The sequence below is a fragment of the Pseudomonas sp. NPDC098747 genome (genome assembly GCF_044760045.1).
Lineage (GTDB): Bacteria > Pseudomonadota > Gammaproteobacteria > Pseudomonadales > Pseudomonadaceae > Aquipseudomonas.
In genome coordinates this window covers 14,580-29,026 of sequence record NZ_JBIWAL010000047.1, presented here as the reverse complement: position 1 = coordinate 29,026, position 14,447 = coordinate 14,580, and the positions used below count along the sequence as shown (strand labels likewise).

15 protein-coding genes are annotated in these 14,447 nt (G+C 56.1%); 10 read left to right on the top strand and 5 right to left on the bottom strand.

Going from position 1 to position 14,447, the window contains the following annotated elements:
- Nucleotides 1–49: 49 nt before the first annotated feature.
- The 5 genes from ACIQVE_RS22880 to ACIQVE_RS22860 all read left to right on the top strand — a co-directional run bounded on the left by ACIQVE_RS22880 (nt 50) and on the right by ACIQVE_RS22860 (nt 5,668).
- Nucleotides 50–1,234: a sensor histidine kinase gene (locus ACIQVE_RS22880; RefSeq protein WP_402812542.1), complete on the top strand. Its 1,185-nt coding sequence runs from the start codon at nt 50–52 to the stop codon at nt 1,232–1,234.
- Nucleotides 1,231–1,884: a response regulator gene (locus ACIQVE_RS22875; RefSeq protein ID WP_402812539.1), complete on the top strand. Its 654-nt coding sequence runs from the start codon at nt 1,231–1,233 to the stop codon at nt 1,882–1,884. The genes ACIQVE_RS22880 and ACIQVE_RS22875 overlap by 4 nt, the downstream gene beginning before the upstream one ends.
- Entirely contained in the window at nt 1,881–4,211 is a 2,331-nt protein-coding gene (locus tag ACIQVE_RS22870) for an ATP-binding protein (RefSeq protein WP_402812536.1), read from the top strand. Before ACIQVE_RS22875 ends, ACIQVE_RS22870 begins: the two co-directional genes overlap by 4 nt.
- Nucleotides 4,208–4,717: a response regulator gene (locus ACIQVE_RS22865; RefSeq protein ID WP_402812534.1), complete on the top strand. Its 510-nt coding sequence runs from the start codon at nt 4,208–4,210 to the stop codon at nt 4,715–4,717. Before ACIQVE_RS22870 ends, ACIQVE_RS22865 begins: the two co-directional genes overlap by 4 nt.
- A 135-nt stretch (nt 4,718–4,852) precedes the next feature.
- Nucleotides 4,853–5,668, top strand: a complete 816-nt coding sequence (locus tag ACIQVE_RS22860; RefSeq protein WP_402812532.1) for a DUF1206 domain-containing protein — start codon at nt 4,853–4,855, stop codon at nt 5,666–5,668.
- Nucleotides 5,669–5,678: 10 nt separating this feature from the next.
- Here the strand turns inward: ACIQVE_RS22860 and ACIQVE_RS22855 are convergent, their stop codons facing one another.
- Complete coding sequence (locus ACIQVE_RS22855) at nt 5,679–6,038, bottom strand: response regulator (RefSeq protein WP_402812529.1); 360 nt, start codon at nt 6,036–6,038, stop codon at nt 5,679–5,681.
- 307 nt (nt 6,039–6,345) lie between these two features.
- Here ACIQVE_RS22855 and ACIQVE_RS22850 point away from each other — a divergent pair, with 307 nt between their 5' ends.
- The 4 genes from ACIQVE_RS22850 to ACIQVE_RS22835 are packed head-to-tail and all read left to right on the top strand — an operon-like array spanning nt 6,346 to nt 10,463.
- Nucleotides 6,346–6,780 (top strand): hypothetical protein, encoded by a 435-nt coding sequence (locus ACIQVE_RS22850; protein WP_402812526.1) that lies wholly within the window; start codon nt 6,346–6,348, stop codon nt 6,778–6,780.
- Nucleotides 6,777–8,261 (top strand): RAD55 family ATPase, encoded by a 1,485-nt coding sequence (locus tag ACIQVE_RS22845; RefSeq protein WP_402812524.1) that lies wholly within the window; start codon nt 6,777–6,779, stop codon nt 8,259–8,261. Before ACIQVE_RS22850 ends, ACIQVE_RS22845 begins: the two co-directional genes overlap by 4 nt.
- Before the next feature lie 9 nt (nt 8,262–8,270).
- Nucleotides 8,271–9,305: a sensor histidine kinase gene (locus tag ACIQVE_RS22840; protein WP_402812521.1), complete on the top strand. Its 1,035-nt coding sequence runs from the start codon at nt 8,271–8,273 to the stop codon at nt 9,303–9,305.
- An 18-nt stretch (nt 9,306–9,323) separates the two neighbouring features.
- Nucleotides 9,324–10,463 carry an ATP-binding protein gene (locus ACIQVE_RS22835; RefSeq protein WP_402812519.1) on the top strand — a complete coding sequence of 380 codons (1,140 nt, stop codon included), beginning with the start codon at nt 9,324–9,326 and terminating at the stop codon, nt 10,461–10,463.
- A 95-nt stretch (nt 10,464–10,558) separates the two neighbouring features.
- Here the strand turns inward: ACIQVE_RS22835 and ACIQVE_RS22830 are convergent, their stop codons facing one another.
- Nucleotides 10,559–11,515 (bottom strand): GlxA family transcriptional regulator, encoded by a 957-nt coding sequence (locus ACIQVE_RS22830; protein ID WP_402812516.1) that lies wholly within the window; start codon nt 11,513–11,515, stop codon nt 10,559–10,561.
- Nucleotides 11,516–11,747: 232 nt separating this feature from the next.
- On the opposite strand from ACIQVE_RS22830, the gene ACIQVE_RS22825 reads away from it, so the two are divergent.
- Nucleotides 11,748–12,638 (top strand): MBL fold metallo-hydrolase, encoded by an 891-nt coding sequence (locus ACIQVE_RS22825; RefSeq protein ID WP_402812514.1) that lies wholly within the window; start codon nt 11,748–11,750, stop codon nt 12,636–12,638.
- A gap of 71 nt (nt 12,639–12,709) precedes the next feature.
- Here the strand turns inward: ACIQVE_RS22825 and ACIQVE_RS22820 are convergent, their stop codons facing one another.
- The 3 genes from ACIQVE_RS22820 to ACIQVE_RS22810 all read right to left on the bottom strand — a co-directional run bounded on the left by ACIQVE_RS22820 (nt 12,710) and on the right by ACIQVE_RS22810 (nt 14,418).
- The gene (locus ACIQVE_RS22820) at nt 12,710–13,147 is read right to left on the bottom strand and encodes an SRPBCC family protein (protein ID WP_402812511.1); all 438 of its coding nucleotides are present in this window, start codon (nt 13,145–13,147) and stop codon (nt 12,710–12,712) included.
- A gap of 66 nt (nt 13,148–13,213) precedes the next feature.
- Nucleotides 13,214–13,600: a nuclear transport factor 2 family protein gene (locus ACIQVE_RS22815; protein WP_402812508.1), complete on the bottom strand. Its 387-nt coding sequence runs from the start codon at nt 13,598–13,600 to the stop codon at nt 13,214–13,216.
- Between the two features lie 74 nt (nt 13,601–13,674).
- The gene (locus ACIQVE_RS22810) at nt 13,675–14,418 is read right to left on the bottom strand and encodes an SDR family oxidoreductase (RefSeq protein WP_402812506.1); all 744 of its coding nucleotides are present in this window, start codon (nt 14,416–14,418) and stop codon (nt 13,675–13,677) included.
- Nucleotides 14,419–14,447 lie beyond the last annotated feature (29 nt).

Genomic DNA, 14,447 nt, shown 5'->3' with positions numbered 1-14,447 from the left:
AATAGCGTCCCTTGCGCCCGCAGGCCTGTTACAACGCCGGAGCCGAAGCATGCAAAACCCGCCCCACGACCCCGCTAGTGCCTGGGCCATCCGTGCTCACTATCGACAATCCGAGAGTCGCGCGGCACGCCTGCGGCTGTTGGTCGATACCGGCCAGGAGTTGAGCAGGTTAACGCCTGACGCCATGCGCGAACGCGTGTTGGCACGAGCCTGCGCCTTTCTTGCGATGGACCACGGCGTACTGCTGGAATGGGACGCCGAGGGGCGCATCAGCACCACCGCTCGGCACGGCCAGGCTGATCGACTGAGCAGACTGGCCGCTGTCATCGACCGCACCCAGCGCACGCCGTGCTGGCAGGAGTTTGCCGGGCAAGCCCTGCCCAGTGTATTGCGGGTGCCGTTGCGTGGCGCCGATGGCAATGCCTTCGGCGCCCTGGTCCTGGCCAACAGTGTCAGCTTGCGTGCGCCGGACAATGACGACAGCGAATCCCTGCAACTGCTCGCCACGCTACTGGCGGCGCACCTTGAAAACGATCGCTTGCTGACGACGCTCATGGCGCGTGATCGAACCCTCTCGGATCTGGTCAATCGGCTGCTTCGCGCACAGGAAGACGAACGCAAACGCGTGGCCTACGACTTGCACGACGGCTTGGCCCAGACCCTCGCCGGGTTGCACCAGCGCCTGCAAGGTTTTGCCGGCCGTTGCCCGACGCTTCCGGAGACGTTAGACGTGGATTTGCAGGCGATTTTGAAGCTGGCCCAGCATTGCGTGGGTGAAGGCCGACAACTGATCGCTGGTTTGCGTCCGACAGTGCTGGATGATTTCGGCCTGCTGAGGGCGCTCGATAAGGAGGCCGATCGCCTGCGCGAGGCCGGCATCAACGTGCAGTGGATGGCCCGTTGCGAAGCACGGTTGCCCAGCCAGGTGGAAATATCTTTGTTCAGGATCGCTCAGGAAGCGATCAATAATATCCTCAAGCATGCGCAGGCCACTCAGGTCCAACTGACGCTGGAGCAGCACGAAGATCGGGTCTCGCTGCGGGTCGACGACAACGGTAGAGGTTTTGCCCTCGAACAAAAGCTCGACACACAGGACGCTCAGCATCTGGGCCTCGCCACTATGCAGGAGCGCGCCAGCCTGCTGGGCGGTCGCCTGACCTGCGTCAGCGCAATCAACGGCGGCACCCAATTACTGGCCTGCGTGCCTGCCTACCTGAATGGAACAGCTCAATGACCCACGTCTTGCGTTTGGTGCTGGCGGACGATCATGAAGTCACGCGTACCGGTTTCGTCGCCCTGCTGGCAGGTCATCCGCAATTCGAAGTGGTCGGCCAGGCCCGTGATGGCCAGCAAGCGGTGGACATGTGTGAAGCGCTTTTGCCTGACATCGTCATCCTCGACATTCGAATGCCGGTGCTCAATGGCCTGGGTGCAGCACGTTTGCTGCAACAACGGATGCCGTCCTTGAAAGTGGTGATGTTCACCATGGACGACAGCCCCGATCATCTGGAAGCGGCGATGAATGCCGGCGCCGTTGGCTACCTGCTCAAAGATGCCAGCCGTGATGAAGTGATCGATGCCTTGCAGCGGGTTGCCGCCGGTGAAGAAGCGCTCAACAGCGCAGTCAGCGCCCGCCTGCTGCGGCGCATGACCGAGCGCAATACCAGCGGTGCCCCACCCACTGAGAACCTGACGCCACGCGAGCGTCAGGTACTTGGGTTGGTAGCAAACGGCATGAGCAACCGTGCGATTGGTGAGCAGCTGGGGATTACCACTGGCACGGCAAAAGCTCATGTTGAACGGGTCATCGGCAAACTCGGCGCGGCTGATCGAACCCAGGCAGCGGTCCGCGGTATCGCGTTGGGCCTGGTGACTCAATCATGAGGGTGTTTTACGCGAGACGCTGGGCTGACCTGCCGCTGCGGGGTAAGGCCCTGGTGGTGATTTCCCTGCCGCTGGTGGTGCTCTTGTTGTCGCTGATTCTGATCTACATCACCGAACGTCAGACCGCTCGCGCTGAAGAGGACGTGCGCCGGGTGTTACAGGTGCAGGGCGACATTCAGGCGGTGCACACGCTGCTCGCCGAAGCGGCCGCCAGTGTGCGCGGTTACCTGCTGACACGCCGTGAGGATTTCTTGCCGGGGTACCTGACTGCCCAGCCCTTGATCGAATCGGCCCTGCGCAGGCTCGATATCAACGTTCGCGATAAACGGGTGCGCGAACAACTCACCAGCATCACGCCGCTGATTGAAAGCAAGATCGATGGTCTGGAGGAAATGCTCAAGGACCGCCACGCTGAGCCTGAATCGATCAATACCATCCTGATCAACAACAAACACATCCTCGACGAGTTGCGTCAGCACATCAGCACCATGCTAATCCTCGAGGACTCGTTGCTGGCCGAACGCACGGCTGCGGCGTCCGAGACTCGCCAGCGGTTGCTACTGTCCACTTGGCTGGCCGCCATCTGCGGGCTGTTTGGTGCAATCGTCGCGGTGCTGTTTTTGTCCAAGGGCATCGTCGCGCGGGTGCAGAACGTCCAACGTAATGCGCAACGCCTGGCCCTCGGTCAACCGCTGCTACCGCAGCCGCCGGAAAACGATGAGATTGGTCAGTTAGGCACGCGTCTGGTGGAGGCCGGGTTGCTGCTGGCGGAGCGCGAACGTGCGTTGCGGGACAATGAAGAACGCTTGCGGCTGATCATCGATGGCGTAAAGGACTACGGGATTTTTGCCCTCGACACGGCAGGCTACGTCACCAGCTGGAACGTGGGCGCCGAGCGGATCAAGGGTTACACCGAACAGGAAATCATCGGCCAGCATTTCTCGGTGTTCTACTTGCCACAGGAATGCCCACAACATCCAGCCATGGCGCTCAACGAGGCCACCCGCGACGGGCATTACATGGAGGAAGGCTGGCGCTGCCGTCAGGATGGCACGCGCTTCTGGGCCAGCGTGGTGATCACCGCGCAGTACGACAGTACCGGCGCCCTGCGCGGTTTCTCGAAGATCACGCGTGACATCACCGACCGCCGTGCGGCCGAGATTGAATTGCGCACGGCCCGCGAGGAAGCCGAACGCGCCAGCCGCGCCAAAAGCGAGTTTCTGTCGCGAATGAGCCACGAACTGCGCACCCCGCTCAACTCGATCCTGGGCTTTGCGCAGTTGCTGGACATGGACTCGCCGCCAAGCCAAAAGACGCAGATCGGGCACATCCTGCGTGCCGGCCAGCACCTGCTGAGGTTGATTAACGAAGTGCTCGACATCGCCAAGATCGAAGCAGGACGGCTGCCGCTGAACATCGAGTCGATCCCCTTGGCCGTCGCGCTGCAAGAAGCCCTGTCGCTGGTGTCACCGATGGCCGCCGAGGCTGGCATTCGGCTCGCGCCATTGCCAACGCTGGCGGCTGACATTGGAGTCGTCGCTGATCGACAGCGCCTGACCCAAGTGCTGCTGAACCTGCTGTCCAACGCCATCAAGTACAACCTGCCGCAAGGTCAGGTGAGCATTGAGGTCAAGGTCGAGCGGCAATGCATCGCCGTGTCGGTCTGCGATACCGGCAAGGGCATCGCGGCTGATCGCTTGGGTCAACTGTTCAAGCCGTTCGAGCGCCTGGGCACCGACCCGAACGTGGAAGGCAGCGGCCTCGGTCTGGCATTGAGCAAAAGCCTGCTGGAAATGATGAAGGGCAGCCTGACCGTGCAAAGCCAACCGGGCACCGGCTCGCGATTCACGCTGGAGCTGCCGATTGTGCGTTTGCAGGAGCCCCGCCCCCCTGTCGCCGCAGCCGTCATCGACAACCAGTCGCAGCCCCCTGCCCTCGCCGTTTCTGAAATCAAGGGCAAGTTGTTGTGTATCGAAGACAACCTCTCGAGCCTGGCGCTGATCGAAACCTTGCTACAACGTCGCCCCGGAATAAAACTGCTCTCAAGCATGCAAGGGCAATTGGGGCTGGATCTGGCCGCGCAGCACGCCCCAAAGCTGATTCTGCTGGATGTGTCCTTGCCGGACATCGATGGACTTGCTGTGCTGTATCGGTTGCGCCAGTCCGCAATCACCCGCACAACACCGGTACTGATGATTACCGCGGACGCCAGCGAACCCACCCGCCTGGCCTTGCACGAAGCGGGGGCGACGGCCGTGCTGAGCAAACCGATTCAAATTCCTTCGTTTCTCGCCCACCTGGACCAATACTTTCCGGAGCCTGTGTGAACACCGACCTGCGTATTCTGATCATCGACGACCAACGGCCCAATCTCGAACTGGTGGAGCAACTGCTTGCACGCGAAGGGCTGACCAACGTTCTGAGCAGCACGCAGCCGCTGAGAACCCTGGACCTGTTCAACAGCTTTGAGCCGGACCTGGTGATTCTCGACCTGCACATGCCAGAGTTCGACGGGTTTGCGGTATTGGAACAACTCAACCGCCGCATTCCGAACGGTGAATACCTGCCGATCCTCGTACTGACCGCCGACGCCACCCGCGAGACTCGCCTGCGCGCCCTGGCCCTGGGAGCCAAGGATTTCATCAGTAAACCACTGGATGCGCTGGAAACCATGCTGCGGGTGTGGAACCTGCTGGAAACCCGCGTGCTGTACAAGACTTTGCGCACCTTGGTGCCAGCGGATCAAATCGATTTGTTGCAACGGCGTGGTGCAACGGCCACCGCACTGAACGCTCAGGAGACGCTGGACTCGACCACGATCCCGCGCTGCTAGAGCAACAAGCGAATCCGCTTGATGTCCCGTCGCGGCGGCTCCTCAAGGTCTATCCCGTACTGAAGATAACGAGCTTTATCGAACCCCTGCTCTAGCGCAAGGTCTGCTCGTATATAACTCCTCGGAAGTATTCCAATGTCCACCCATCACACCCTTGTCGTACTTGCGCGGGGCGGATATGCCGCTCGAGGTGTTCTGTATCTGATCATAGGTATCTTCGCCCTCCTGGCGGCTCAGGATTCGACAAAACCCAAAGACGGACACAAAAGCCTCGAGGCGTTGTTAAGCCAGCCATTCGGGTACGTTTTAGTTGGGCTGGTGGTAGCAGGTCTCCTCGCCTTCGCCGGATGGCGAGTGTTGCAAGCGATTCGCGACGTCGATCATCACGGTACCAAGCTCAAGGGATTAGTGATTCGTGCAGGTTTGTTGGCGGGAGGTTTGGTCAATGGCGCTCTAGCATTTTTCGCATTGGGTCTGCTGGTTAGCGGCATCAGAAGCTCGGGCAGTTCTGAAGGTGAGGAGACAAAGGATTTGCTGGCACACCTTTTGTCCTTTGAGTACTCGAACTTGTTGATCTACTTTGTGGCGCTCATCCCTTTGGGTGTAGGTATTGCTCACATCATCAAAGGATGGAAGGCGTCGTTCGAGAAGTACTTTGAGGCTGACGAAGACGTCATGCGTTATATACGCCCGGTGTCTCGGTTTGGGCTTATAGCCCGAGGTGTAGTGTTTATTGAGATTGCGCTGTTGATGGCGATCAGCGGATCGCTTTATAAGGCCACCGATCCCCCAGGCATGAAGGAAGCCCTTGATGCGCTGCAAAATCTGCCAATTGGAGGTTTGATTCTGATGGTGATGGCTTTGGGATTGATCGCTTTTTCGGTTTACAGCTTCTCCGAAGCCGCTTGGCGCAAAATAAACATGGATGTGCCGGGGGTACGGACGCAGTAGTCGCGACGCTTTACGCGTGCAAATACACTCGGATAGCACAATGCAATACATCCAGCGTCCAGGGTTTGCGCAGGAACATCGCGTGTGCGGGAAGGAGGCCATCCGGCATGATCCTGTTGCCTGAGGTGATTATCACTGGCAACGATGGCCAGCGTGTCCAAATCACTTTTGCCAACTCTAGCCCGTCCATGCTTCCTGGCATGCACACATCAGTTATTACAAGGGCTACTGCAGATGAATTCACTAAAATAACCAGTGCTTCATCAGCAGACGCGCAATCTAAAACTCGAAAACCCAGCAGCAAGACTGCCTCTACGACGATTGATCGTAATATTTCATCGTCTTCTACAACCAGCACCGTTAACGACATGTTTTTTAAATCTCAAGACCTTCTCACTTAGTGATGCAGGTTATAGCTTTCGTTTGACACGCCTGACGAGCGGTCAAAAACGGTCAGAAATAATTATTTCTACACGATTTTTTTATCGATCACGAAGTTCCATGCCTAGATTCTGTGGAATCGGGCGCACAATGACGTGACGGACAAGGGTGCACATTTTCTTAACTACTCGTAGACGAAAAATGTCTATGTTGTTGTGTGATATACACTTCCGAAAACCGCCTACCCCCACGGGTTCGTGTGAAATTCACGGACACTCATCGGAAATATACGAACCATGTCTACGGAAAGCGAAGAGGGTCGCCGGATCGTCGCGTCCCTGGCGCTCCGGGTAGATCGCGTCGAGGACATCGGTCAAGTCGCCGATGTGATTGTGACGATGCTTCTAGACACAAATGCCTCTCTTGTCCCGATTATCGGCCCTAAAGGGGTAGCTGCGCTCTATCGCCGTAGTCTGCACTTGAGCCTGTCTCTAAATCCACGCCTTGCGGGTACGTACCAGGCTTTGGCAGATCCGTTAGATCTGACCCAGCTCAAATCCATATTCATCCAGCAAGATCAAAACGACGTCATATTTTTTGGCGAAGAATTGTTCAAAGCGCTCTACGAGTTGCTGGTCAAGCTGATCGGCTCCTCACTCTCTCGGCGTCTGCTGCTGGACGTGTGGGATACCCATTTGAGCACCCAACCTTCGCAGGAAACTTCGCCATGAGTACCAAAGTCACAATCAACCGTTTGGCAACCGGTGTCCCCGGGCTGGACGAGGTGCTGGGCGGAGGGTTGCCTGAGTTCTCATTCAATCTGATTGCAGGCCCGCCCGGTTGCGGCAAAACCACGCTGGCCCATCAAATGATGTTTGCGCTCGCGACGCCGGAGCGTCCGGCACTATTTTTCACGGTGCTGGGCGAGCCTCCCCTGAAGATGCTGCGTTATCAGCAACAGTTCGACTTCTTCGATAGCGAAGCAATCAACACGTCTGTCCGATACATCAACCTTGCGGACGACACCCTTGCAGGTGATCTGGACGAAGTACTGCGCCGTATCGTGATCGAGGTAGAAAAACATGAGCCGGCCCTCGTGTTTGTCGACTCCTTCCGCTCGGTAGTGCTGGCGAGCCAGACCGAGGTCAACCCCAATAACAACCTGCCCCAGTTTGTACAACAACTGGGGATGTTGATGACCACCTGGCAAGCCACGACATTTTTGATTGGTGAGTACTTCACCGAAACTGACACGAACCCGATTTTCACTGTGGCGGACGGCCTGATTTGGCTGCGCCAGAGCGTTCAGCGCAACTCCATGGTGCGCAAAATGGAAATCATGAAAATGCGTGGTCAGCCTACGCTGCCGGGGCTGCATACTTTTCGTATTGCGAATTCCGGGGTGCAGGTCTTCCCACCTGCAAGCGTCAGCGCGCTCGAAAGCGTAGCCCCAGCAAATGAGGTGGTATCCGAACGCCTGAAAATGGGCGTGCCCGGCCTTGATCAAATGCTGGGTGGCGGCCTGCCAAAAGGCTACTCGTTATTGGTAGCAGGCCCGTCAGGTTCAGGAAAAAGCGTTTTGGCATCCTCCTTCCTGGCTGAAGGCGCCCGCAATGGTGAAACGGGCGTAATCGCTGTCTTCGAGCAGCGCCCGAATCGCTTGCGTAACGCAAACCTCGCTGCATTGATTCTTGACGGCAAGGTCGGGCTGGTAGAAAGCCACGCGCCAGACTTGTCTATAGATGAGATCGTTCAGCTACTGCTCACTGAAATAAGACGGCTCGGCGCCAGCAGAGTGGTCATTGATTCGCTCTCGGGCTTTGAGATGGCGGTCGCACCGACGTTTCGCGAAGACTTCCGAGAGTCGTTGTCGCGCCTCGTCACGGCACTGACCGGTATCGGTGTTACTGTGTTGATGACGTCTGAGCTCGAAGACCGGTACACCGATCTCAGATTCAGCCCTTACGGTACTGCGTTTCTGACTGACGCAATCATCGTGCAACGCTACATAGAAGTGCGCAGCCGTCTTCTGCGAATTATGGGTGTGGTCAAGGTTCGTGCCAGCAGCCACTCTGATGAATTGCGCCTTTATCGTATTGACGAAAACGGTTTGCAGGTTGGCGAAATGGTTCACGGCCAGGAAGGTTTGTTGGGTGGTAGACCCAAACAAACGCCTCCTGATTGCACATGCCTTGGAGATGCAGATGATTGAGCGCGGCAAATGAACGAAAACGATAGCGAGAAAAACCGTGAAACGGCAAATGCCGCTCGCGAACTCTTACTATTGGGTAAAAAAATCGCCCAAGCTCGCGCCCTCCTCGTTTCTCTAGAGCATGATTTGACGGTAGTCAGGTCTGAACTCAGTGATGGCAGGCAAGCAGAGGATCTGATCGAGGCTAATCAACAGCTGGTTTTAGCTCTATTGGGCGAACAAGAGTCAAACGCTGCGCAGACTCTCGCGTTTCCTGATCAATGCCAGGAAACTCTCGAAGCGAATGAGCAACTGGTTTTGGCCGCGTTTGACGCCCAGGAATTGCAATCCAGGGCTGAGCAGGCCTTGGCAGAACAAAAAAGCGTTCTGGCAAAAGTGGCTCATGAACTGCGAAATCCGTTGACGCCAATCAGCATGATCGCAGAACGCATGGTCAATATGCCCAGCGAAGAACTGCCGCGTATGCGAGCCTTGATTGAAGGCCAGGTTCAGCATTTATCGCGCATTGTTGATGACCTGCTGGACGTCTCTCGGGTAAGCAGCGGCAAGCTGCGCATCAATCGCGTCGACTTGGACATCACCCAGATAATTGATGCCGCCGTTGAGGCATGCCGCTCCATGATGGTGGCGAAAAACCTGAATCTGCGCACCACCTTTCCGAGTGAAATGGTGATGATGAAAGGCGACCCGGTGCGCCTCACGCAGGTCATGCACAACCTTCTCAGTAACGCGGTCAAATACACGCCGAATGACGGCGACATAGAGTTATTCGTTATTCTTGGGGCTGACGCCCTGACCATCCGTGTCTGCGACAACGGCATAGGAATTGACCCAAAAACCCTTCCTTTTGTATTCGATCCTTATGTGAGAGATGCCAGAGCCATAGGTTTTTGCGGGGCAGGTTTAGGTATTGGTCTGACCGTTGTACGTGAACTGGTTGAAGCCCATGGTGGCAAGATCACTGGGCACAGCGCGGGCGTAGGGCAAGGCAGTGAGTTCGTCGTAACGCTTCCGATTGATCACCATTTACTGCCCGCCTCGTAACCCTTCCGGAATATGCACATGCGACTGTCAGACTTTATCACCACCAACCTTGAGCCCATTCTGCAGGACTGGGAGGATTTCGCGCGAACGATTGAAACCCCCGGCGCACCGCTGGATTCGGAAGCTCTACGTGATCATGCCGAACAGATGCTCCATGCCATCGTGCTCGATCTGCGCACTAAACAATCTGCCGAAGAGCATCTGGCGAAGGCGCATGGCAATGCCCCTTCAGACGGCTCAGAAACGCCCGCTGAAACCCACGCCGTCACGCGGCTCATGGCAGGCTTCACGATAGATCAGATGGCGTCCGAATATCGCGCTCTCAGAGCAAGTGTACTCAGCCAGTGGTCAAAACAGATCAAGGCAGGCACGTCACTCGCAGTGGATGACATGACAAGGTTTCATGAAGCAATCGACCAAGCCCTCGCAGAGTCTATTGCAAGCTATTCACGAGCAGTTGAGGCGTCACGGAACATATTTCTTGGCATCCTCGGCCATGATTTGAGAACGCCATTGGGCGCTATATTGCTCGGCGCTGACGTACTGAGACGCTCAGAGAACATCGGCACAAAGGCGACCAAAATTTCGTCGCAGATTTACACCAGCGTTAAACGTGCCAGCCAGATTGTCAGTGACCTCCTGGATTTAACGCGATGCCAAATGGGCCCAGGAATTCCTGTTAAAAGAGAGAGCCTGGATTTGTTGCCTTTGTGCGAGCGCATCGTTGACGAACTCCGGGCGTTTTACCCTGATGCGAAGATCCTCTTCCAGACAAAAACAACCTGCAATGGCGAATTCGATGGTGCGCGGATGGAGCAGGTTGTCTCCAATTTAGTCAGCAATGCCGTGCAGCATGGCGATAACCAGCAGCCTGTTACAGTGACTCTGGATGCTTCTGACGACAATGTGATGTTCTCGGTTCATAACAGTGGCGAGCCCATTCCGGATGATGTGCTGCCCTTCATTTTCAACCCGATGGGACGATTTTCTCAGCACTCGATTATCGACCACGGCCCTAGTGAAGGCTTGGGTTTGGGATTGTTTATTGCTTCAGAGATCGTTACATCGCACAGCGGTGTTATCGAGGTCATCTCGAACCCGGAAAACGGCACTACTTTCGTAGTAACAGTCCCAAAGCGTTATCCCGACGAACAATGATTACTCGCGTCTGAGCGCTGATCGCCGGGCTATCACCCTCGCCTGTTGCGAAATAGCACACCCTGGAAATTTACCTTATTGGTTACGGCGCGGATTCATCTCGCGGAAAACGTACGCCGATACTCAGAAGGCGACGTGCCGAGGTGAGCGGCAAATTGTTTGCGCAACGATAAGGGTGTTCCAAAACCTGCCTCACCGGCAACGCATTCGATAGGCAGCTCAGTGGTTTCCAGAAGTTCTTGCGCTCTGACAACGCGCTCAGCGTTCAACCATTTTGAGACGGTACTGCCGGTCGCTTCCCTGAATCGCCGAGTAAATGTGCGCCTGCTCATTTTTGCCATCTCCGCCAGGACGTCGAGCGACAGATCACTGGCCAAATTCTTTCGTGCCCACACCAATACATCGGACAAATGAGTTTCGCTGGAGAGTTGTGGGACAGGATGTTCTACGTATTGAGCCTGGCCGCCCTGCCTGTGTGGAGGCGTTACCAGCATCTTCGCGGTGCGATTCGCGATATCAGCACCGAGGCGCTCGCGGACCAGGTGAAGGCAACAATCGATGGCTGCCACGGTTCCCGCCGAGGTCATGATATTGCCGGCACTGACATAGAGCACCTCGGGCCTGAAACGAACCGCGGGGAAACGTCGTGCAAACTCGTCTCGGGCAGCCCAGTGCGTGGTTGCTTCTTTGCCATCAAGTAGCCCGGCATCGCCGAGCACGAATGCTCCCAGACATAACCCGACGATGAGTTTTTCCTGGGCATTAGCCCGCTGTAAGGCTTTTACAAGCTGTGCTGTCGCAGCGACCGATTGATCGCCCCACGCCGGAATCACAATTACATCGGATGCCTCCATCAGTTCCAGGCCATGAGTGACCTCCAGGCCAATGCCTTGGTCGCTACTCACCATTCCCGGCGTCTCTGCGCAGTAACTGATCTCGTACTGAGGTTCACCCGGTGCGGACTGAGCTGTGCCCAATACCATTCCCGGCACAGAAAGATGGAACAGGCTTACGCCGTTAAAAGCGAGAACAGCAACACGTATGGATTGCATCAGGCAGCCTCGGATCGGTTCTGATTGGTTTATATCCCTCCCAAGCGGGAAGGATGGGCAACCGCATGCAATTATTGTTGAAGAGTCCATGCTGATATCGACCTCCTCCCCGATCTTTCGGGTACGTTGATCGAATGGCCCGATTATATCGAAATATGTCATTCAGGCCACTGTCAGGCTTCAAGTCGTTCGGCAAGAATGGTGTTCTCGATGTATCAACAGGATTAACGTGATGAATTTCAGAACCCTTCCCCTTGCCCTCAGCATCGCTTGCGCAGCAGCCGCCACACCGGCATTTGCCGGCTCAAACGTACCCAAGGCGCCGGATGCAGCCCATAAAGTGGATTTGCAGCAAGTGCGTAACGCAACGGTGAAAATCACCTACGGCGGCACGACCTTCCTGATCGACCCAATGCTGGCCAAAAAAGGTGCCTATCCTGGGTTTGAAAATACCTACCGCAGCAACCTGCGCAATCCTCTGGTAGATCTCACCGAATCGCCCGCTGAAGTCATCGCCGGTGTAGACGCTGTCATCGTCACGCATACGCATCTGGACCACTGGGACGATGCCGCACAAAAAGCGCTGCCTAAAGACATCCCTTTGTTTGCTCAGCATGAAGAAGACGCGCAGTTGATTCGTTCCCAAGGTTTCAAGAATGTGCGCGTATTGACTGATGAGGCTGAATTCGGCGGCGTCAAAATCACCAAGACCGGTGGTCAGCATGGCACCGACGAAATGTATGCCGTGCCAGCCCTCGCGAAACCTTTGGGTGAAGCCATGGGCGTGGTTTTTCAAGCGCCAGGCTACAAGACCCTTTACCTCGCCGGGGACACTATCTGGCGTAAAGAAGTCGACCAGACCATCGAGAAATATCACCCCGAGGTCATCGTGCTCAACGCTGGCAAAGCCAAAATGACCGGCTACGAGGGTGCAATCATCATGGGTGAGGAGGACGTTCTGCGTGCTTCAAAGGCTGCGAAAGACGCGAAGATCGTCGCCGTGCACATGGACGCAATCAATCACATGTCCCTGACGCGCGAAGAGTTGCGCACCTATGTCAAAAAGCAGGGTATCGAGAGTCGTGTAGATATTCCTGAAGATGGCACTTCACTGGAGTTCTGACTTAAACGCTTCTCCGCGTAAATGCGTGATTGTTGAGTTGTCGGGGCCCTGCGGGGCCCTTGCTTCAAGCATTACTGAACAAGAAATGACTGCAGACCGTTGTGGCCATCGACGATCAGGCTTCGAATCAACGCTTGATACTGCTCAGCGGTATTTGGCTCTTGCAGGTCGAAACTTGCAGACCAAGTGATGAGGGTTTTGTTTTGCCCCGTCAAAGCAACCAAATGTACTGTGGCCATATAGTTTTCCAGAGGCAATGGCGCCTGCTCGAAACAATAGGACAGCGTTAACGCAATGTCATCGACCGACAACAAACGCTCCGTCACAACTGCGCCATCCGACAGCGTGAGTTTGCGAACGCAACCCACTAACCCGTCAGGCCCGCTCCCTTCAATGTTGCTTTGCACAATCGAGGGATGCCATTTGTGAATCTCACCAAACTTCTTCACTACGCTCCAGACGCGTTGTGCTTCGCTGTCCATGACAGCGGAAAATTCAACCATCGGCATCGTATAAACCCTTGAAATTGATAATTGGCCGATCCCGGCATCAAGCGAGCCGGGACCGGTCGGTGTTTACACGTCGAATTGGTGATAAACCTTGGCGATAACTTCCCAGGCACCGTCAATTTTGAGCAGGGTCAGGTAGTCGTTGTAATCAGCGCCAATCGCATCGTTTTCCATATCGACTCGCACCACGGCAGTCGTCGGGGTAATGGCCAATACGTCGAGTCGAGTGGTGATGTCCGGCGCAGCGCCGTTCTTGTTCACGAAATCGAACAGGTTCTTGATCGGGCCGCCGAGCAGTTCGCCATGGGTGAAGCCGTACATCACGGCGTCTTTATGAAAGGCCTGGGCAACGCTATCAGCGCTGCCGACCCGTAGACCTTCGACGTACTGACTGGTAGTGGCGATGACCGCGTTGTACTCAGCGGTCGAGACAGCTTTGATATTTGTAGACATGACGTTTTCCTTTCTGTGATGGAACGGTCCAGCGTTCTGATCTGAAGCGCTGGGGGTAAGGTTCGGCGCAGGCGTCACCAATCCTGCCGAGTGGGCGAGATGATCAAGTCGTTGACCGTGACGTTTTCCGGCTGGTTGAGTGCGTAAATGACGGCCCGGGCGATATCGTCGGGCGCGATGGCGATCCGGTTCAGCGCCTGAGCGGCCTTGCGCCCTTCTGGATCGCTGACCTTGTCTGCCCAACCGGTATTGATAACCCCGGGGCTGACCGTGTTGACGCGGATACCGTGCTGTACGCCCAGTTCCTTGCGCATCGATTCGGTCATGGCCTGGACGAAGAATTTGGTGGCGCTGTACACGCCCGCCGCCGGCCCGACCTGATGGCCCGCAACCGAATCCATATTGAGGATCTGGCCGGACTTCTGCGCCAGCATCAACGGCAGCACTGCGGCGATTGAGTTGAGATAGCCTTTGATGTTCACGTCGATCATCTTTTCCCAATCCTGCACGGCCAGATCGACCCAGTTGGAAAAAAGCATCAGCCCGGCGTTGTTCACCAGAATGTCCACACAGCCGTAGGTTTCCTGGGCAAACCTGGCAAGTGCCTGAGTTTGATCTGGTTGGGTCACGTCCGTGGTGAAAGCAACCACATCATTGCCGGCTTCGCGCAATTCGGTGACGAAGATTTCCAAACCCTTCTCATCGAGTGCGGCGGCAACGACGCGCGCGCCTTGTGCGACAAGAGCACGGGTTGTTGCCGCGCCAATGCCAGAAGATGCGCCCGTGACAATGGCGACTTTGTTTTGCAGATAATTCATGTTCAGTGCCTCTTTGCTGTGAATGCTGC